This is a genomic window from Rhodocytophaga aerolata (assembly GCF_030503435.1).
GTDB classification, from domain to species: domain Bacteria; phylum Bacteroidota; class Bacteroidia; order Cytophagales; family 172606-1; genus Rhodocytophaga; species Rhodocytophaga aerolata.
This window is the reverse complement of record NZ_JAUKPO010000005.1, coordinates 310,883-331,750: the sequence shown is the minus strand read 5'-3', so window position 1 is coordinate 331,750 and position 20,868 is coordinate 310,883. Positions and strand designations below refer to the sequence as shown.

Annotated in this window: 17 protein-coding genes; 14 read left to right on the top strand and 3 right to left on the bottom strand. The window is 43.7% G+C overall.

Annotated features, from left to right (window positions below; genetic code table 11):
* Positions 1-164 precede the first annotated feature (164 nt).
* The 6 genes from rny to Q0590_RS11905 all read left to right on the top strand — a co-directional run bounded on the left by rny (position 165) and on the right by Q0590_RS11905 (position 7,573).
* Positions 165-1,751, top strand: coding sequence for a ribonuclease Y (rny, locus tag Q0590_RS11930; protein ID WP_302037770.1), 1,587 nt, complete (start codon positions 165-167; stop codon positions 1,749-1,751).
* A gap of 127 nt (positions 1,752-1,878) precedes the next feature.
* Complete coding sequence (locus Q0590_RS11925) at positions 1,879-2,742, top strand: glycoside hydrolase family 16 protein (RefSeq protein WP_302037769.1); 864 nt, start codon at positions 1,879-1,881, stop codon at positions 2,740-2,742.
* Positions 2,743-2,842: 100 nt separating this feature from the next.
* Positions 2,843-4,438, top strand: a complete 1,596-nt coding sequence (locus Q0590_RS11920; RefSeq protein WP_302037768.1) for an amidohydrolase family protein — start codon at positions 2,843-2,845, stop codon at positions 4,436-4,438.
* Positions 4,439-4,609: 171 nt separating this feature from the next.
* Positions 4,610-5,071, top strand: coding sequence for a (2Fe-2S)-binding protein (locus Q0590_RS11915; RefSeq protein ID WP_302037767.1), 462 nt, complete (start codon positions 4,610-4,612; stop codon positions 5,069-5,071).
* A gap of 2 nt (positions 5,072-5,073) precedes the next feature.
* Positions 5,074-7,218 carry a xanthine dehydrogenase family protein molybdopterin-binding subunit gene (locus tag Q0590_RS11910; protein WP_302037766.1) on the top strand — a complete coding sequence of 715 codons (2,145 nt, stop codon included), beginning with the start codon at positions 5,074-5,076 and terminating at the stop codon, positions 7,216-7,218.
* 139 nt (positions 7,219-7,357) lie between these two features.
* Positions 7,358-7,573, top strand: coding sequence for a hypothetical protein (locus tag Q0590_RS11905; protein ID WP_302037765.1), 216 nt, complete (start codon positions 7,358-7,360; stop codon positions 7,571-7,573).
* 12 nt (positions 7,574-7,585) lie between these two features.
* Here Q0590_RS11905 and Q0590_RS11900 read toward each other — a convergent pair whose 3' ends face one another.
* Positions 7,586-7,849, bottom strand: a complete 264-nt coding sequence (locus tag Q0590_RS11900) for a hypothetical protein (protein WP_302037764.1) — start codon at positions 7,847-7,849, stop codon at positions 7,586-7,588.
* 319 nt (positions 7,850-8,168) lie between these two features.
* On the opposite strand from Q0590_RS11900, the gene Q0590_RS11895 reads away from it, so the two are divergent.
* Positions 8,169-11,522: a sensor histidine kinase gene (locus tag Q0590_RS11895; RefSeq protein ID WP_302037763.1), complete on the top strand. Its 3,354-nt coding sequence runs from the start codon at positions 8,169-8,171 to the stop codon at positions 11,520-11,522.
* Here Q0590_RS11895 and Q0590_RS11890 read toward each other — a convergent pair.
* Positions 11,499-12,164: a response regulator transcription factor gene (locus Q0590_RS11890; RefSeq protein ID WP_302037762.1), complete on the bottom strand. Its 666-nt coding sequence runs from the start codon at positions 12,162-12,164 to the stop codon at positions 11,499-11,501. The two genes, Q0590_RS11895 and Q0590_RS11890, sit on opposite strands and share 24 nt — an antisense overlap.
* A 145-nt stretch (positions 12,165-12,309) precedes the next feature.
* Here Q0590_RS11890 and Q0590_RS11885 point away from each other — a divergent pair, with 145 nt between their 5' ends.
* The gene (locus Q0590_RS11885) at positions 12,310-12,738 is read left to right on the top strand and encodes a DoxX family protein (RefSeq protein WP_302037761.1); all 429 of its coding nucleotides are present in this window, start codon (positions 12,310-12,312) and stop codon (positions 12,736-12,738) included.
* A 33-nt stretch (positions 12,739-12,771) separates the two neighbouring features.
* On the opposite strand, the gene pth is transcribed toward Q0590_RS11885, so the two are convergent.
* A complete protein-coding gene (gene pth / locus Q0590_RS11880) occupies positions 12,772-13,332 on the bottom strand; it encodes an aminoacyl-tRNA hydrolase (protein ID WP_302037760.1) in 561 nt (186 codons plus the stop codon).
* A gap of 145 nt (positions 13,333-13,477) precedes the next feature.
* Here pth and purE point away from each other — a divergent pair, with 145 nt between their 5' ends.
* The 6 genes from purE to Q0590_RS11850 all read left to right on the top strand — a co-directional run bounded on the left by purE (position 13,478) and on the right by Q0590_RS11850 (position 20,822).
* Positions 13,478-13,960 carry a 5-(carboxyamino)imidazole ribonucleotide mutase gene (purE, locus tag Q0590_RS11875; protein WP_302037759.1) on the top strand — a complete coding sequence of 161 codons (483 nt, stop codon included), beginning with the start codon at positions 13,478-13,480 and terminating at the stop codon, positions 13,958-13,960.
* 118 nt (positions 13,961-14,078) lie between these two features.
* Positions 14,079-14,684: an FHA domain-containing protein gene (locus Q0590_RS11870; protein ID WP_302037758.1), complete on the top strand. Its 606-nt coding sequence runs from the start codon at positions 14,079-14,081 to the stop codon at positions 14,682-14,684.
* 62 nt (positions 14,685-14,746) lie between these two features.
* A complete protein-coding gene (locus tag Q0590_RS11865; RefSeq protein WP_302037757.1) occupies positions 14,747-16,228 on the top strand; it encodes an FHA domain-containing protein in 1,482 nt (493 codons plus the stop codon).
* 162 nt (positions 16,229-16,390) lie between these two features.
* Positions 16,391-17,869, top strand: coding sequence for a Stp1/IreP family PP2C-type Ser/Thr phosphatase (locus Q0590_RS11860; RefSeq protein WP_302037756.1), 1,479 nt, complete (start codon positions 16,391-16,393; stop codon positions 17,867-17,869).
* Positions 17,870-19,402 carry a serine/threonine protein kinase gene (locus tag Q0590_RS11855; RefSeq protein ID WP_302037755.1) on the top strand — a complete coding sequence of 511 codons (1,533 nt, stop codon included), beginning with the start codon at positions 17,870-17,872 and terminating at the stop codon, positions 19,400-19,402.
* Between the two features lie 187 nt (positions 19,403-19,589).
* Positions 19,590-20,822 carry a nucleoside recognition domain-containing protein gene (locus Q0590_RS11850; RefSeq protein ID WP_302037754.1) on the top strand — a complete coding sequence of 411 codons (1,233 nt, stop codon included), beginning with the start codon at positions 19,590-19,592 and terminating at the stop codon, positions 20,820-20,822.
* Positions 20,823-20,868: the final 46 nt, after the last annotated feature.

Genomic DNA, 20,868 nt, shown 5'->3' with positions numbered 1-20,868 from the left:
CTAAGGTTATCGCATGGGTTTGCCTTGGTATTATTAGCATTAGCAATGTATTCTACTTCAACTTCTTTCTACCATTCGTTTACGATTACTTTAGATAGGTAATACAGTTTTCTTCAGGCTCTGCTTTTTGTAACTATATTTTTACCGTTCAATTACAAAAAGATATGCCCGATGTAGTAGTAGTATCCATAGCCGCCCTTCTGTCACTAGGAATAGGAATAGTGATTGGCAGAGTACTTTTAAGAAAAGTATTCAAAAAAGAGGAAGTAGAAGCTCAAGACAGAGCTAAACTAATTATTAAAGAAGCAGAACTTACTGCAGAGAATATAAAGAAAGACCGCATTTTAGAGGCAAAAGAGAAGTTTTTAAAACTGAAAGCTGAATTTGAAGAAGAAGCCAACAAGAAAAAACAAATTCTGATTACCAATGAAAATAAGCTGAAGCAGCGGGAGCAAAGCCTGATCCAGAAAGAGCAAAATATTGCCAAAATGCTGGAGCAGAACAAGCGCCGCGAGGCTGAACTCGACAGTATGAAGGAAAATCTGACCGAGCAGCTGGATATCACCAATAAAAAGCGGGAAGAAGCTGAAAAACTGCGTTCCTCACAAGTGGCCAAGCTGGAAAAAATTGCCAACCTCACCGCCGATGAAGCCCGCGACCAGTTGGTGGAAGCCTTGAAAGATGAAGCTCAAACCCGTGCTTCTTCCTATATCAAAAACATTGTAGAAGAAGCCCGTCTGACAGCTACCAAAGAAGCCAAAAAAGTAGTGATTGAAACCATTCAACGCACCGCTACCGAGAATGCTATAGAAAACTGTGTATCGGTTTTTAATATTGAAAGCGACGATGTAAAAGGGAAAATTATTGGCAGGGAAGGCCGGAATATACGTGCCCTGGAAGCTGCTACCGGTGTAGAAATCATCGTAGATGATACCCCGGAAGCTATTATTATCTCTGGGTTTGATCCTGTCCGCCGGGAAATTGCCCGATTATCGTTACATAGACTCGTACAAGATGGCCGCATTCACCCGGCACGTATTGAGGAAATTGTAGCAAAGACTCAAAAGAATATTGAAGAAGAAATAATCGAGATAGGGGAACGTACTGTTATTGACCTTGGCATACATGGCTTACATCCGGAACTGATCAAACTGATAGGCCGCATGCGTTTCCGGTCTTCGTATGGTCAAAATCTGTTGCAGCACTCCAGAGAGGTAGCCAAACTTTGTGCAACCATGGCAGCTGAATTAGGCTTAAATGTGAAGTTAGCTAAAAGAGCAGGCTTGCTTCATGATATTGGGAAAGTCTGGCCCGAAGAACCTGAACTGCCTCATGCGATTTTGGGTATGGAGCTGGCAAAGAAATACAAAGAACATCCGGAAGTTTGCAACGCTATAGGTGCACACCACGATGAAATAGAAATGACTTCGCTTATCTCTCCGATTATACAAACCTGTGATGCTATCTCTGGTTCCAGGCCAGGTGCCCGCCGCGAGGTAATGGAATCGTATATCAAACGGTTGAAAGAATTGGAAGAACTGGCTGTTTCGTTCCAGGGAGTAACCAAATGTTATGCAATACAAGCCGGCCGCGAACTGCGTGTGATGGTAGATGCAGAAAATGTAACCGATGAAAGAGCTAATCTGCTTTCGTACGATATCTCACAGAAAATAGAAAAAGATATGCAGTATCCGGGTCAGATAAAAGTAACCGTAATCCGGGAAATGCGTGCGGTGAGCTATGCCAAGTAATGGATACATAAACATAACCTGATTATATGGAGACGCGATAAAACGCGTCTCTTTTGTTTTTTAGTAGATTATGTGCAGTTTATGCTAGTAATTTGTAAGTTTAGGCTGGTTTCAATTCTCCTGACACATGGCTGACAACTATATCCTGATTAGTAAATTCACCGCCCTATTCCTGTTTGTTTTCCTAGCCCTTGCCTGTAAAGATAAAGTAGCATCCAACGATGATAATAAACCCATTACGCCCGCTCAGCAACCTTCTCCGCCTTCTGCCTATTCCCAGTTACTTTGGAGTGATGAATTTGATGGTAACCAGATTGATTTAACAAAATGGCAACACGAAGTAAATGATAACGGTGGTGGAAACAATGAATTGCAGTATTACACAGCAGATACCAGAAATTCCTACCTTGAGAATGGCAACCTGGTTATTGAGGCTATTAAAGAGGACTACAAAACCAGAAAGTATACTTCGGCCCGCCTCAATACCAAAGGGAAAGCTGACTGGCTATACGGTAAAATTGAAGTCAGAGCTAAAGTGCCCAAAGGCCAGGGAATATGGCCTGCCATATGGATGCTGCCTACGGACGAAGAATTTGGCGGATGGCCCAGAAGTGGCGAAATAGATATTATGGAAATAATTGGTAATAAGCCCAATACGTTACATGGTACGGTTCACTTTGGCCCCGCTTGGCCAAATAATCAACAGAAAACTACATCTTATGTATTACCTGCCGGAGACTTCTCCGACGATTTTCACGTATATTCTATTATCTGGGATAAAAACCTCATTCGATGGTATATAGATGGTACACACTATTTTACCATTAAACCAGAAGACCTCAAACCTCATATTTATCCGTTTAATGCAAAGTTTCATATGCTCCTGAACCTAGCTATTGGCGGTAACTGGCCGGGCAACCCGGATGATACAACAGTTTTTCCACAGAAACTGCTGGTAGATTATGTACGGATATACAAAAAGCCAGGATAAGGTGCTAATTTAAGATGTGCTACAGAGTGGATGATTCAATACCTGTTCTTGCCTTATTAATTTTTTCGTTTGATATACATTTATAATTGCCTGTGATTTCATGAAACAAACCATCCTATTCCTTATACTTCTCAGCACAGTTACGTTATCTACGTTTGCTCAGGAAAAGGAAGTGCCTAAATCTCCACCTAGAGCTGAGGGAGAAGGCCCCTTTAATCAGCTAATTATCCGCGGAGTTACACTGATCAATGGCACAGGGGCACCGCCTATTGGACCGGTAGATATTGTAGTAGAGAAAAACAGGATTAAGACTATTAAAGTAGTAGGTTACCCTGGTGTGCCTATAAAACCAGAGAGCCGGCCAACAGCTAATCCTGGTGATAAAGAACTAAATGCAGAAGGAATGTATCTGCTGCCAGGATTTATAGATATGCATGGCCACAGTGGAGGGGCAGAACAGGGCACTACCGCTGAATATGTATTTAAATTATGGATGGCACACGGCATTACTACCATCCGCGACCCCTCCTGCGCCAATGGCCTTACCTGGACTTTGGAACATAAAAACAAAAGCATCCAGAGTACCATTACTGCTCCCCGCATAGAAGCATATGCCTACTTCGGACAAGATGCTAAAACCCCCGTAACGTCTCCGGAGGCAGCTAAAGAATGGGTAAAAAACCTGGCTAAACGGGGAGCCGATGGCATTAAGTTTTTCGGAACCCGTCCAGATATTATGGCAGCCGCACTAAGCGAAGCCAAACTGCAAGGGTTACGGTCGGCTTGTCACCATGCACAAATGGATGTAGCCTGGCTGAATGTCCTGCAAACGGCTAAAATGGGACTTACCACTATGGAACACTGGTATGGATTGCCAGAAGCCCTATTTACTGACCGCACCATCCAGGACTATCCGGTAGAGTATAATTACCAGAATGAACAACACCGCTTCGGGGAAGCAGGTATTTTGTGGAAACAGGCAGCCCAACCCTATTCTGAAAAATGGAATAAAGTAATGGATGAACTCATTGCCCTGGATTTCACCATCGATCCTACGTTTAACATCTACGAAGCTAACCGGGAGCTGATGCTCGCCCGGCGGGCAGAGTGGCACGACGAATATACGCTGCCTTCTTTATGGGAATTTTACCAACCTAGCCGGGTTTCGCATGGTTCCCATTGGCATTACTGGGGCACCGAGCAGGAAGTAGCCTGGAAGGAAAATTACCGCCTGTGGATGACCTTTGTCAATGAATATAAAAACCGGGGAGGCCGTGTAACAACAGGTTCAGATTCAGGGTATATTTTTCAACTTTATGGGTTTGCCTACATCCGGGAGCTGGAATTACTCCGCGAAGCAGGGTTTCATCCCCTAGAAGTGATCCGGGCTGCCACGCTGAAAAGTGCGGAAGCATTAGGGCTAGCTAACGAAATAGGATCTGTAGAAGTAGGTAAATTGGCTGACTTTGTAATTGTAGAAGAAAATCCTTTGCAAAACCTGAAAGTACTCTATGGCACCGGAGCTATTAAACTCAACGAACAGAACGAAGTTACCAGAGTAGGAGGGGTAAAGTACACCATAAAAGATGGAATAGTATACGATGCTAAACAACTACTTGCTGATGTACGCAAAATGGTAGCTGATGCCAAAGCAAAATCTAATTACCAGGTGGCACAACCAGGTGTAAAAAAGTAAAGTACATAAAGTCGTTAAAACGGTATGCTATTGGAAAAGCAGACGTGAAATTTACCTTATACTAAATTTATAGGAATGTAAAAGGGCTATTTTGGATATTTTACGCTAGTCTTCTAATAAAATTGCAATATTTTTTTTAACTTGTCCTATTAAAATAACTACTTATAACCAATGGCTAAATATAAGTTACAAATCAATAGTAAGAGTTATCAGGCCGATGTGGAGCCGGATACTCCACTGCTTTGGGTGCTACGCGACCACCTGGGCCTGGTAGGCACCAAATATGGCTGTGGAATTGCACAGTGTGGTGCCTGCACCGTGCATGTAAATGGTGAAGCTGTCCGTTCATGTGTACTGCCGGTTTCCGCAGTGGGTACATCCAAAGTTACCACCATTGAAGGGCTTTCTGAAAAAGGCGACCACCCAGTACAAGTAGCCTGGGACGAAGTAGACGTAGCGCAGTGCGGCTATTGCCAGGCCGGCCAGATCATGACGGCTGCCGCCCTGTTAAAGAAAAAGCCAAAGCCTTCTTCTGAAGAAATAGATGCTGCCATGACCGGCAATATCTGCCGTTGCGGAACCTACCACCGCATCCGCCAAGCTGTACAAGTAGCCTCCACTAAAACCAAATAGCCATGTCCACTCAACTACATACAAGCAGACGTAATTTTATGAAGCTGGCTGCTACAGCAGGTGGTGGCCTTTTGCTAGGTTTCAACTGGACCAATTCTGGAGCAGCTACTGCTTCCGTTGTAAATAATACTGCCCTCGCAGCAGGCACAGAGTTTAACAGTTATTTGTCTATTGCGGCAGATGGAATAGTTACTATCTTTTCTCCCAATCCGGAAGTGGGACAAGGCATTAAAACAGCCTTTCCCATGATTGTAGCCGAAGAACTGGATGTAGACTGGACGAAAGTAAAAACAGTACAGGCTCCTCTGGATAAAAATAAATTTGAACGCCAGGTAACCGGAGGCAGTGGGGCTATTCCGCACTCCTGGAAGCGGCTAAGGCAAGCAGGTGCTACTGCCCGTCAGATGCTGATGGAAGCAGCGGCTAAACGGCTTAATGTACCGGCCGGTGAACTATCTACGGAAAAAGGGATGGTGATTCATAAGGCTAGCAATAAAAAATTAAGTTATGGCGAATTAGCTGCTGATGCTGCCAAGCTTACTGCACCAACTGATGTAAAATTGAAAGACATCAAGGACTTTAAGCTCATTGGAACGTCAGTAAAAAATGTAGAAAACAAAAACCTGTTCACCGGAAAGCCGCTGTTCGGAATAGATTTTCACCGGGAAGGCATGTTGTATGCCATGATACAAAGGCCCTCTGCATTCGGCATGAAAATTAAATCAGCCGATGTTACAGCTGCTAAAGCCATGCCCGGAATTGTAGATGTGGTAACCTTCAACAACAATGTAGCTGTGGTAGGTAAATCTACCTGGCAGGTTATGAAAGCCCGCAAAGCCTTAAAAGTAGAATACGAAAAAGAAGGGGATCTGGAAAGTACTTCCGACCACGACCGTTTATTTACGGAGCTGATGAACAACGGGGAAGCCACCGAACGCCGGAAAGATGGAGATGTGGAAGCCGCTTTTAAGAATGCAGCGAAAGTAATAAAGAGTGAATACCAATGCCCCTTTCTGCCCCACAGCCCGCTAGAACCCATGAACTTCTTTGCTCATGTGCGGCCAGATGGCGTAGAATTGGTTGGGCCTACTCAAACACCAGACCTGGCCAGAAATGAAACCGCTAAGCTACTGGGAATAGACCCTGAGAAAGTAACGGTAGAAATGACACGGATGGGAGGGGGGTTTGGCCGCCGTCTGAAAGCTGATTTTGCCATTGAAGCTGTAGAAGTTTCGAGGTTAGTAAAAGCCCCAGTAAAACTAATCTGGACCAGGGAAGACGACATGACTGGCGGAAGCTACCGTCCGGCTGTACGTTACCGCTTTGAGGCAGCCCTGGATGCACAAGGCAACATGATCGGCTATAAGCTCCGGGGCGTAGGGATCAACGCAGGTAATTCTACCCGTGAACATAATTTCCCTTCTGGTGCGGTAGATAATCTGTTGATAGATTCTGTAGAGCATAAGTCTCCGATTACTACTGGAGCTTGGCGGGCACCTATTACCAATTTCCTTGCTTTTGCCGAACAATCGTTTCTGGATGAAGTAGCCATTACCGCAGGCAAAGATCCGGTGCAGTTCCGTTTGGACTTACTAGATAAAGCCAAGAAAGCACCTGTCGGCGAAATCAAATACGATATAGATCGTATGAAAGCTGTCATTCAACTGGCAGCCGAGAAGTCTGGCTGGGGTAAAAAGAAAGACGTAGCCCAAGGATTTAGTGTGTATTTCTCTCACCTGTCTTATGTAGCTCAGGTTGGAGAAGTAGCGATGCAAAATGGCAAACCAGTCTTGAAAAAGATATATGCAGCTGCCGATTGTGGAGTAGTAGTAAATCTAAGCGGCGCCCGTCAGCAGGTAATAGGAGGTGTTGTAGATGGTTTAGGCCATGCCATGTATGGTAATCTGACTTTTAAGGAGGGTGCACCAGAGCAAACCAATTACAACAGTTACCGGCTTATCCGCATCAACGAAATTCCGGAAGTAGAAGTCCACTTTGTGGATAATGGCATAGATCCAACTGGGTTGGGTGAGCCAGCTCTTCCTCCAACAGGAGCTGCTGTAGCCAATGCTATTTTTAAGGCAACCAACAAACGCTTAAAAAATCAGCCGTTTATAGAGCAGGATGCTTTCAAAGGAGTTTCCTGATGTAAAGCATAGCTATCTATTCAACAAAGCCTGGTACACAAGTTAACTTTTGTATCAGGCTTCTGTATTTTACAGAGTAAAATAGCCAAAACAATCTTAAAAGTTTTCGTATTAGCTCTTAGGTTAGAAAAAATAACTAATGGATCAGGAAGAACTTGACTACCAAAAAGGTCTGGTATACCGGGCCTCCATAGAATTTATCAAAATTAAAGGCCTGGAAGACTTTATAGAATACCTACAGGTAGTTGATGAAACCGACCGGATACCAGCTAATAGTGCCTTAGATAAAGAAACCTATGTAGCTGTATTACGGCAGGCAATCAACGATTACCGGAAACAAATGTTGAAACAATAAATAACCAACTGGTTAGAACTCCCGCTTATCTTCTTTGCTGGCTTGCTCTATGGCCTGAATCAATTTTTCATCCGGCAATCGTTCGTACCAGTCGGCATTTAGCAGTAAGCGCACAGATTGTTCGCCTCCGCTGGGAGTACAAACCACAGGGATTTTATTTCCATTGCCTTCCAATAGGTTTTCTGCTTTTTTGGCGGTTTTCCCCTCAATACCAGCTAACGCTTGTACACATATCCATTTAGTAGTTTGGCTGTCAGTAATTTCTCTTTGTTTCATACGTTCAGTAAAAAGTAGGCTATAGCACACAGTGAGCTCACACAAAAAGGGATTATCCCTCATGTAGAGAAGCTACCAGTTAAGCATAAGGGAGTTATACGATTTTATCAGACAAAGGCTATTCAGCATGCTACTTTTTTATATACTATACTGCTCAGAAGTTTGTTTTTAACTAATGATTGATTCTGACGAAGAAAATACACTATACTGTTTTGTAGTAGCTCTACTGTAAATGATGAAATTAAGTAACATGCAAAATATAAAAATACCTTTTACGATGGCTATAAAATAAGTATATTTGGTTTTTATCGCACTGTTTATGAGGTGTATTGTTCATCTTTTAACTGCTATTTTTTTTTCTGCTTCTCTACTAAATGCTCAATCAATCCGCATTGAACGGATTTCCACAAAGCAAGGTCTTTCCCATGGTTCAGTTACGAGTATTACCCAGGACAATAAGGGTTACCTTTGGTTTGGCACGCCAAATGGATTAAACCGGTTTGATGGCTATGGCTTTAAAGTTTTCAGCAGAAGCCACACCGACTCAACTGCATTACCTAACAATATTATCCGGGTAATACATCAGGATGCGCAAGGCAATATCTGGCTAGGAATCGATAATCATGGCTTGATCAAATTCGATCCGGTGAGCGGGAAATACAAGCAATATAAACACGATGCTACCCAACCCGACAGTTTGAGCCACAGTGACGTATATGCCATTACTATTGATAAACAAAATAATTTTTGGGTAGGTACCTATGGAGGCGGACTTAATTTATTCAATCCGGATAGTGGCACGTTTACCAGTTTCCGGCATAAAAAAGGAGATACCAACAGCCTTTCTGACGATTATATACAGGCCATGTATGCCGATGAGGCAGGGATGCTATGGATTGGCACGGAGAGAGGAGGCTTAAATAAATTTGATCCAGAGAATAAAACATTTCAGGCATATCATATAGACACATCTGGTAAGAAAAAGATGGCACCTGTATGGGGAATCTGTGCAGATGATGCAGGATTTTTGTGGCTGGCAACCGATGGCGATGGCTTATTACGGTTTGATAAGCAAACAGCTCAATTTCAGGTATATAAAAATAATCCTGCCAATCCACAGAGCCTATCGCATAATAACCTTACAGCTATCATTGGCGACCAGGAGGGCAACCTGTGGGTAGGTACCTGGGGCGGAGGGTTAAATAAATTTAATCCCCGTACAGGCAAAGCTGTACAATATGCCTATCATCCCTATTTGCCAGACAAACTCGGCAGCAGTACCATCTATACCTTATTTCAAGACAAGTCGGGGTTAATATGGGTAGGCACCAACGGACAAGGAGTAAATCAGTTCAACCCTTTAGGCTCCAGTTTCAGAACCTATGCGTTTGATCCAGGACAACCAGATGGCTTAAGTGACAACGCTATACGGGCTATTCTGGAAGATACAGATAGCCAGGTGTGGGTGGGTACCAATGGCAGCGGATTAGATCACTTGAATTTGTTAACTGGCAAAGCCCGGCATCATATGCCAGATCCAACCAATAATAACACTATTTCCGGTTTAGCGGTGATTTCTCTCTGTAAAGATCCGGAGCAGAATATATGGGTTGGGACGTACGAAGATGGACTCAATAGAATAGATTCCAAAACAAACCAAATAACCAGGTATGTTCATAATTCAACGGACAGCTTAAGTCTGGCTGATAACCGGATACTGGCCCTGTTGGCAGACGAAGGCTATATCTGGGTGGGTACGTATGAAGGAGGACTAGATAAGCTTGATCCAAAAACAGGGCATTTTCAGCATTTTCAGCACCATCCGGATGATAGCGGCAGTATTAGTAGCAATGCCATCCGGTGCCTTTACAAAGATCGACGGGGGAATATCTGGATTGGTACCAAAGATGGGCTGAACCGATTTGATAAAGCCACACAAACTTTCCAAAGATATACTCACACTCCTGGAAAGCCCGAAACGCTAAGCAGTAACTATATCCGCTGTGTGTATGAAGATCAGCAGGGCATCTTCTGGATTGGAACCTCGGAAGGTGGCCTGAATCGCTTTGATCTGCAGAAAGGAACGTTTACAACTATCAGCCAGAAAGATGGTTTGCCCGATAATGGGATTTATGGCATTGTTGGAGATGAGAATAACACTATCTGGATTAGTACAAATAAGGGCTTAGCCAGATATAATACCATTCAACAAAAGTTTACCATCTATGATGAGGGCGACGGCTTGCTAGGCAATGAATACAGTGTGGGAGGGTACCATCAGGGAGCTACAGGGCAATTGTATTTTGGTACGTTTAAAGGATTGAATGTTTTTCATCCGGATAGCATACGTGACAATAGTTTTGTGCCGCCCATAGTGATTACAGATGTAAAAATAGCCAATACTTCACGTCCGCACCTGCTGGCGCAACCTACCATAGAGCTTCAGTACACCGAAAATAATATTTCTTTTGAATTTGCAGCTCTCAGCTTCGAAGAAACAGCACAAAACCAATATGCCTACTATTTGTCTGGCGTTGATGAAGATACGGTATATAGTGGCACCCGGCGGTATGTAAGTTATACCAATCTGGAAGGTGGCAAATATACATTCTTTGTAAAAGCAGCCAATAGTGATGGCATATGGAATGAGCAGGGGACAGCCATCAACGTTTATATAGAGCCGCCCTTATGGCAGCAGCGATGGTTCAGAGCTATACTTGGGCTACTAGCTTTGTCGCTTATATTTCTGGTATATGGTATTCGCATCCGGACTATTAAAATACAAAACAGAAAGCTGGAAAATCTGGTAAAACAACGTACGGAAGAATTGCGGCTGCGAAGCCTGCAGCTGGAGCAGTCACTACAGGAAACTAACCGGCAAAAGCAGGAAGCCGAGCAACAAAGGCAGATAGCCGAAGAAGCCAACCGCCTGAAAACAGAGTTAACCAATATTACAGTACATGATCTGAAAAATCCATTAGGGGGCATTCTGATGTATACCGATCTGGTGAAAGAATCTTTACATGATCCGGCAAAAGTAGACAGGCTGGTAAACACCATCCGGGAAACATCGCAGAATATGTTTCACCTGATTTCCAACTTGTTGAAACGCAACCGCCTGGGCAGTACCTTTATAAGCTTGCAAAAAGACGTAATTGATATGGCTTTGCTGGTACGGGTAGTTGTAGACCGGAATATACCTCTGGCTTTGCATAAAAATCAGCAGCTTTATTTTGAAGGAGAACAGGGCTGTTATGCTGAGGTAGACCTGGATCTGATGAATGATCTGATAGAAAACCTGATAAGTAATGCTATCAAATTTACACCACCACATAAAAATATATGGGTGTATGTACAGGCTGCAAATGACAGGATTAAACTGATTGTGCAGGACGAGGGCCCAGGATTCAGACCCGATGAGCTTCAGAAACTATTCCGGCCATTTCAGCGCTTGTCGGCAAGGCCTACTGGCGGAGAGAACTCTACCGGACTTGGACTATCTATTGTACATCAGATTGTACAGCTCCATGCCGGCACTATACAGGTAGAAAGTAATGGGGAGAGGCAAGGAACTACATTTATCGTGCAGATACCGGCACAGAACTATACTGATGAGGATGAGGCAGGTTCTAATCCAGGTGCAGGAAGGTCAATTGATCAGACCAGATTTTAGTGCATATTTCACCAGGCCGGCCAGATTCTTTACACCCAGCTTGTTCATGGCATTTCTCCGGTGAGTATCCACAGTAGTTGGGGCAATAAATAATATATCAGCAATTTCTACCGACGAATATTCACGGGCGACCAGGGCTATTATTTCTTTTTCTCTGTCGGAGAGATGAGCTTCCGCGGCTGTATTGCCGTTTTCTCTGGTTTTGGCTCCTTCGGAAGTTAAGTATTGCCGGGCAAGTTCCTGAGCTACTGCATCGCTGAAATAATTGAGTCCACTGGCCACCCGCCGGATGGCTCTGGCTAGTTCTTCCCGGCCATTGGTCTTCAAAATATACCCTAACGCCCCGGCCTCCAGCATATGTTTAATTAAGGAGAGTTCGTTATTCATCGTCAGGATAAGCACTTTTACATGTGGAAACCGTTTTTTTATTTGCCGGGTAGTAGTCAGGCCATCTTGTACTGGCATCTGAATATCGAGAATAACCATGTCGCAGGGCATGCGTTCCAGCAGATGGATTACTTGTTCGCCGTTGGCAGCCGTCGCCACTACCTCCACATCAGGCAGATTAGCTGTCAGTTCACATATGCCATCCAGGAACATCTGATGGTCATCGGCAATAATCAGTCGTATAAGAGAGGGCATAAGAGCTAAATCATAAAGCGAATATACGCGATAATCCGGCCCATGTAAATACTTAAAATTGAGTATTTATTGAATTATTTTGTTCAGTTGCTAAGCTTATTTAGTTAAATTTAAACATCGTTTCTCTTACCTAGGCAGCTATTCTATGTTCAGGCAATTTTTTACTTCTGCTCCTTTTTGGCTCAATGGGCTGGTACTTGTCCGGATATTTACTGGTATGCTGATCATGAAATACGGGAAAGTGCTTTTTAGCAGTAGTGAAATGCAAGGGCAATTCGATTTTTTTGAAAATGTAATTAAGTTTCCAGCTCCGTATTTTCTGGCTTATCTGGCAAAAGGCACCGAATTTTTTGGTGGACTATTTCTAGCCTTAGGTTTATTCACCAGGCTTGCATCCCTTATGCTGGCAACTACCATGTTTGTGGCTACCTTTATTGCCAACAATGGCAAATTCTGGAGTGATGCTGAAGTGTCTTTTATGTATATGCTGCTTTTTCTTGTTTTTTTCTTTGCCGGCCCTGGCAAATGGAGCCTGGATTACCTGTTATTCGATAGGAAAAATAATAATCTTTAAAAGCTAGTCTCCTGCTTAGCACCTGCACATCACTTAGTTATTAAACTGATTCATCGTATTCTGAATACCAGCCGAGCAAAAGGACAAAGCAATGTCACAGGCTTTGTCAATATGCAGCGGAAGTTCAGCAAATTCATTTTTATCGAAATTCCCCAATACATACTCTATTTGTTTTCCTTTGGGAAAATCTCCGCCCACACCAAACCGCAACCTGGCATATTCTTGTGTTCCTAACGTTTCTTCGATATTCCGCAATCCATTATGCCCACCATGCGAGCCTTTGGGGCGCAGCCTCAGCTTTCCATAAGGCAGGGCTATATCATCAGTAATGATCAATACATTCTCAATTGGAATTTTCAGCTCCTTCATCCAATAGTTTACAGCTTTGCCACTCAGGTTCATAAACGTAGTAGGCTTTAGCACATAAATGCTTTTGCCTTTATATCGGAAATCAGCAGTATAGGCCAGGCGGTTGCTGACAAAATCTGTCCCGTTTTTGTCAGTTAGCTGGTCTACGGTAAGGAAGCCAATGTTATGGCGGGTTAGTTCATATTCTGGCCCAATGTTTCCTAAGCCGACTATCAAATATTTCATTCTATTTTTGAGTTTAAGCGATGATACGAGTCTGCATTATTTATTCAGTAGTAGAATCTTTTCCAGAATAGGCACAAACCCTATATATAGAAGCGAAATTACAAAAGTTTTTATTAACCTTGTCTGTTGAAAGACCTACACAACTATGATCGGAATAATTATGGGCAGTGAGTCAGATATGCGGGTAATGTCTGCGGCTGCTGATGTATTAAAAGAACTGGGCGTAACCTACGAGCTCACCATTGTATCGGCACACCGCACGCCACACCGCATGGTTCAGTACGCTGAATCGGCCAGAAGCCGGGGGTTGAAAGTGATTATTGCCGGTGCCGGGGGAGCCGCTCACTTGCCGGGTATGGTAGCCTCTCTAACAACATTGCCAGTTATTGGCGTACCAGTTAAATCTTCCAACTCCATAGATGGATGGGATTCTGTCTTATCTATTCTGCAAATGCCTGGCGGTGTGCCAGTAGCTACCGTTGCGCTGGATGGAGCTAAAAACGCTGGCATCCTGGCAGCACAAATTATTGGTACTACCGATGAAGTAATAGCAGCAAATCTGCAACGTTATAAAGACGGATTGCGTGAAAAAGTAGAAGATTCTGTCCGTAACTTGGAAGGAAAATAATATGCTTATAAGTTGATGTGTTGATTGGAGAAGTGAATAAGGATGTTTTTCTCGCCCTACACAACTATAAAGTTACTATTAAAGACTGAAGACCAGATATTAAAGACTTACGAAAGCTATGAGTGAATTTACTTTATGTAAGAACGGACATTACTACCAGAGTTCGCTGGCAGAGTGCCCATATTGCCCCAAAACAACGGCTCACCGTCCGGAGCCTGCTGCTCTGGATAAAACCAGAGTAGTTAATCCGGTGGTAGAGGAAGGCTTAGATAAAACCAAAATTATGCAAACACCCAACGAAGAGTTAGGCAATACACAGCCTGGGAACACAAGTAATCTGGCCAAAACCCAGATTTTTACTGGCAATTCGCCGGTAAGCAGCCCCACACCACAGCATAAACCGGCTCCTCCACAAACAGGACGCAAATTAGTTGGCTGGCTTGTTTCATTTACTATTGATTCAAATGGAGCTGATTTTCGGGTATATGAAGGCCGTAATACCATCGGTTCTGATCTAGGTTGCGATATTGTAGTAACTAATGATGGGGCTGTTTCCAGTAAACACTTAACAATTCTCAACCGTATGGGGGCCTTTAAGTTTAAAGATGAATTATCTACCAACGGTACGTTTATTAATGATACGTTTGAAGAAGAAGGCAACCTGAAAGATGGTGATACCATAAAAATTGGTAGTACCGTATTTAAATTCAGAACTGTCGGATAAAAAGGACAGAAGCGATTTACTGCATGTTGTTCGGGTGTAAATACTAATTAACTGAGTTGTTTATGAGGATTATCCTTCTTTTCTGGTTTTTGCTGAGCTTCGTTGGTTTTCAAGCACAAAGCCAGAGCTTCACCATTAAAAGCACCGATGCTTCCGCTTTTCCGGTTATCCGTTCTACGGTACAGGTTCCTGCCGGCACTTCGCCAAAATCTTCTGAGTTTAAAGTAGTAGAAGAGGGCAAAGAGCTGAATTTCGATTTCAGCCAGGCACCAGATTCGGCCTCAGATACCGGTAAAAATAAAGCAATCTTTCTATTGATGGAAGCTTCCGGATTTACGTATGGTACGGCATTAAATAATTTTAAACAAGCCACGATTGAGGCTTTAAGCGGATTACGGACTGGAGACAAAGTAAATGTAGCCTATTTCGGCAAAGCAAATAAAAGTAACAAAGCGCTGAATATGCTCAGTGCGGAATTCACTTCGGATATTACCACGCTGAAAAATGAAATTACAAGCAAAGTTACCACCAGCCGCGATACTACCTATGCAGCCGATGTATACAAAGCTATTTATGAAGCACTGGACTACATGGCGGAAAAACAGAATCTGCCCCAAAACAAACAGTTGATTGTACTTTCAGCCGCCATTAATAACAGCCGTTCACCCATTAAGGCGGACGATTGCATTGAAAAGTCGCAACGATTAAAAATTCCTGTATACACCATTACCTACAAAACCGGCAACCGTTATGCGCCGGATAACTTTGTACGCCTCAGCGACCGTACCAATGGCGAAACTACCCTGGCCAAAACTTTAAGCGAAATCCGTACGGCATCCCGTGACTTCATTAGCCTGCCACCTACCAAACCCGCCTCTTCAGGCGATTATGTGTTGGCTTTTACCACTTCCAATCCAAAAAACGGACGTATGTTTCAATACGAGGTGCGGTATAAGGGTCAACGGCAGGCGGCTACCTATAAAGCTCCAGAAGCAGAGAAAGGCTTTTTATCCGGGTATGGAGTGTATGTCGTTCCAATAATATTAGTACTGGCCGGAGGTATGGGCTGGCTGGTTTACCAGGCCAGGCAGAAAAAAGTAGCGGATGAATCAAGTAAAATACCAGAGCAAGAAGCCAGATTTCGTGAAGCAGAAATAAAGGAAAGGCAGGCCCAACCTGAGGTAAAACCAGTAAGTAAGCCCATCAACCAGGCTCCTCCGAAAGATTTAAAAAGAACAATGGTAGCCGGAGGAATAGCTACCCCGGCTATACAAGTTACAGCCGGTACTTTTGCCCAAAATTTTGCTCTAGACCGTCCACTGCTTAGCATAGGCAGGGCTGCAGGAAATGATATTGTTATTCCGGAGGCTACCGTTTCCGGCAAACATGCCACCATTACCCAGGAAGGTGGCCAGTTTTATATAACCGACTTAGGCAGCACCAATGGCACCTTCATTCATACAACCAGAATTCAGGGCAAACACTTACTAAAGCCAGGAGACACTATCCGCATGGGTACTGCTCAGGCAAAGTTTGTGGTATAGAAAACGGATGTTGCCTGAATCTGGCAGATATAAAAAGAAAATAGTAGGCGAAATACTGCCATTTTATTGTAGCTTTATTAGTAAAAACCACGATTGATGCAAGGGGAGGCACTGAGCTTATAGAGCTAATTCATCATTATTCATTACTCATTTGTTACTATAATGTCAGCTGGAAAAGATAGTAAAGAATTTCAATTCGGAAATCATACAGATATAGGAAGAGTCAGGCAGGCCAATGAAGATTACCTGGGCTATTTTGAAACCGTAAATGGGTATTTGTTTGTAGTATGCGATGGCATGGGCGGACATGTAGGAGGGGCCACGGCTTCACAGTTGGCCGTAGAAAGCATTCATAAATTTTTTGAACATGGCCGCTACGATCAGGTACAGGAAGCCTTGCGTCAATCTATTCTCTATGCTAATCAGCAGATACTGACCTACGCCAGCCAGAATCCGCATCTGCGTGGCATGGGTACTACCTGTGTGGTAGTGCTGGTAAGGGAAGGAGCCGTTTATTATGCACATGCCGGGGATAGCCGCATCTATTTGCAGACTGGCCAGCAGCTTACCCGCCTAACCAAAGACCATTCGGTGGTACAGCAAATGATAGACGCCGGCATGATTACCGAACAAGAGGCCGAAAGCCATCCAAGAAAGAATGAAATTACGCAAGCCTTAGGTACCATGCCCCACCTGGAAGTAGCTGTCAGCGAAAAACCGCTGCTTCCGGCATCAAATGATATCCTTCTTCTCTGTACCGACGGACTGAATGGAATGATTGATGATAAAAGTATGGAACGTGTATTGAATGAACCTATTTCTGTTCAGCATAAAGCATTGCGGCTCGTAGAAATGGCCAATGAAGCCGGCGGATACGATAATATTACTGTGCAGTTGATCCAGTTCAACAGCCGTACCACCCCAACTATTGCAGAAGATATGGCATCTACCAAAACCACTACAACTAAAAAGAAAAGCACCAGAACTCAGGCCGCCAGTGCGGCTAAAAACCAGAAGATAGACCCGGCTTTTATCATCCTTTGTTTGATGATAGGAATAGTAGCCATCCTATTTTTTATTGGCATGGACCAGCTGTCAGACCAAACTATTTCTACTTCCGAGCTGAAACTGGAACAAGCGGCCTCCTCTGATGAAGAAAGTGCTGACCCGGCTGACAATGCGGCCAGAGAAGAAACACAAGTTGCAGAGCCAAAACCAGTCAGCCAGACTACCGCGCCAGTAACTTCTAAAAAAACAGAATCTGCTAAACCTGCCACAGGTAAGAATACTTCTCCGGCAACAGCTGAAAAAACTTCTTCTGGATCTACCGGAGAAACCTTTATAACCCATACGGTGCGTACCGGAGAAACCTTCAGCGCCGTAGCCAGAAGGTATAATGTGACTAACAAAACATTGCAATCCTGGAATCCCTCCGTAAAAGATACGGATATAAAGGCAGATGCTACCAAACTCCGCGTAAAAGTAAAAGCCACACATACAGTAGGGCCAGGCGATGTGTTGGATGTGGTAAGTAAAAAATACGGCGTAAACAAAGAATTGATTATGGCGGCTAATGGAAAAACCGCAGACCGGGCGGCCAGAGGAGAAACACTGGTAATTCCTTTCGCAGAAAAAAAGTAGATGATTGGCAAGCAAATCCTAAATTATAAAATAGAATCGCTGTTGGGCGAAGGAGGAATGGGCAGTGTGTATCTGGCTGTACATACCCAGCTAAACCGGAAGGTAGCCATCAAAGCCCTGAATCCTACCTTAGTAAAGAATCCTGGTATCCGGGCCCGGTTTAAGAATGAAGCAGCTACACTTTCTCAGTTACATCATCCCAACATTGTAATTCTGTTCGATTATCTGGAGGAAGAAGAAGCCCTTTACCTGATCATGGAGTATGTAGAAGGCAAAACCCTGGAAGAATACATCCAGACGGTTTCTGGCCCTATTCCTGAAATACGGGCCATTCCTTTGTTTGCACAAGTCTTAGAAGGATTTGCTTATGCGCACGAGCAAGGCGTGGTACACCGGGATGTGAAACCGGCCAATATTATGATTACGGCCAGGGAAAAGATAAAAATACTGGATTTTGGTATTGCTAAACTCCTAAGCCAGAAATTACAAACCCTTACCCAGACTGGTGTAAAGATGGGTACAGTACTATACATGAGCCCAGAGCAGGTAAAAGGCGAAAAGGTTGACAAACGCAGTGACGTTTATTCTCTGGGAGTTACCTTCTTTCAGATGCTGACTGGCCGAAGCCCATATGATGACCCAGAGGCGACAGAATTTGCTGTGTATAATAAAATAGTGAATGAGCCGCTTCCTCCGGCAAAAACCTATTACCCCAATATCTCCAACCGCATACAAGCGATTATAGATAAAGCCACCGCAAAAAATCCAGACGACCGATTCCAGGATTGCCAGGAGTTTAGGCTTGCCCTCCAGGGAAGTAGCTTTTCTCCGGCAAGCCAAACTCAAACAAACGTCCGGCCGGCACCTATGACGCCTGACCCAGCAGGAAGTGCTACTTCAAAAACCACTTACCAACAACCGCCCGCACAGGAAAAGGCGCCTTTTGAGGCTAAAAAGCAATCAAGCAAGTCATGGCTGATGGGTATGTTGCTGGCCATTGTGCTAGCAGCAGGTGTATGGTATATTAGCCAGAAAGACACAGGAGGAGAGTCAGGCAATGCTAGACCAGCCAGGCAGAATACACCTGCCAAAGAGGAAGCCTCAGGAAATAAAAACGCCGAAAACAGGGAGGAAGAAGCTACTCAAAGGGAAGCGGAACGAGAAACAGAAGTTATTGCTCCGGAAGATATTATCAGGCGTGAACCAGGGGTGAATGTACCTTCTATTACCTTATATTGCGAAATCTCAGATTCAGAACAGGACAGTGTACGGGAGAATATTAAAGTTCTGATCGTTTTGTCGAATACTTCACAAGATACCGCCTATGATAATGTATCTATCAAGTTTGCGTTTTATGACGAAAACAACAGCCAGGTAGGAAGTTATATTTATGAACACGGCCGCCTGGATGCCGGGCAAGAAGAACGTTTTCTGATAGATAGGCAATTACGGGCTTCACGGGTAGATTGTTCTATTGCTTCTGCCCAGGCAGTGCAAACTACAGATGCAGACAGCCCTAACGATACTTTATAAGTACCTGGCCCATCCGTTTTGAAAATGAGTGAATGATAAATGCGCCGGCGAAGTGTAATAATATATACTAGATTGTTTTTATTGTTTTCCAGATATTTCTTTATTTGAAAGCTTTTACAAGCTTTTCATCAGTGCCTGCCAGCGTAACAGCGAAGGTAGCCCGGTTTCAATCAGCACATCTACTTTTATGGTTCTTAATTATATCTGGATATTCTTTTTTCTAATTGCCTTTGTTATTGCTGTAGTCAGGCTTCTTTTTTTTAATGATACCGAAATATTCCAGCGCATAGTGGGTATTACGTTCGATAACTCCAAGCTGGCATTTGAAATATCCCTGGGCCTTACAGGCGTTATGACGCTGTGGCTAGGCCTGATGAGGGTGGGAGAGAAGGGAGGAGCTATTGGTTTTCTGACCCACCTGGTAAACCCTTTTTTTAGCAGGCTTTTTCCACAAATACCCAAAAACCATCCGGTAATGGGAGCTATCCTCATGAATTTTGCGGCTAATATGCTGGGCCTGGATAATGCTGCTACGCCACTAGGACTCAAAGCTATGCAAGGCATGCAAGAACTGAATCCGGTAAAAGACACCGCTTCTAATCCGCAGATCATGTTTCTGGTGCTGAACACCTCTGGTCTTACCTTAATTCCGATAACTATCATGACCTACCGTGCCCAGCAAGGGGCAGCCGACCCATCCGATGTATTTTTACCAATCCTGCTGGCTACTTTTTTTTCCACACTTACAGGGATTATTGTAGTTGCCATCTCCCAGAAAATAAACTTGCTTGATAAAGTAATTTTTGCATATCTGGGTACTATTATTTTAGCATTGGGTGGGCTTATCTATTATTTTTCTACCATTACCCAGGAGCAGATCAGCCTTATTTCTACCGTAGCCAGTAATGTCTTGTTGTTCTCTGTTATTGTTTCATTCATCACTTCTGCTTTTCTGAAAAAAATTAACGTGTACGAGGCATTCATTGAGGGGGCTAAAGAAGGGTTCAATGTAGCCATTACTATTATTCCCTATCTGGTGGCTATTCTGGTAGCTATTGGCGTGTTTAGAGCTTCCGGAGCACTGGATATTTTAGTAAATGGATTAGGAGCATTTTTTGGTTTCTTAGGCTTTAACACCGATTTTGTTCCTGCCTTGCCAGTAGCCTTAATGATGCCCTTGAGCGGCGGAGGCGCCCGGGGCATGATGGTTGACATCCTGAAAACATATGGTGCCGATTCTTTTGCCGGAAGAACCGCCTCTATTTTGAATGGTGCTACTGAAACTACTTTTTATGTATTAGCTGTTTACTTTGGATCAGTAGGGATACGCAAAACGCGTAATGCCGCTACTTGTGGATTGTTAGCTGATTTAGCCGGTGTTATTGCAGCTATTTCATTAGCATATCTGTTTTTTCATTAATTTTATTTTTCTACAGAAGCTTGCCCGGCATGTTTTGTCTGTCAAT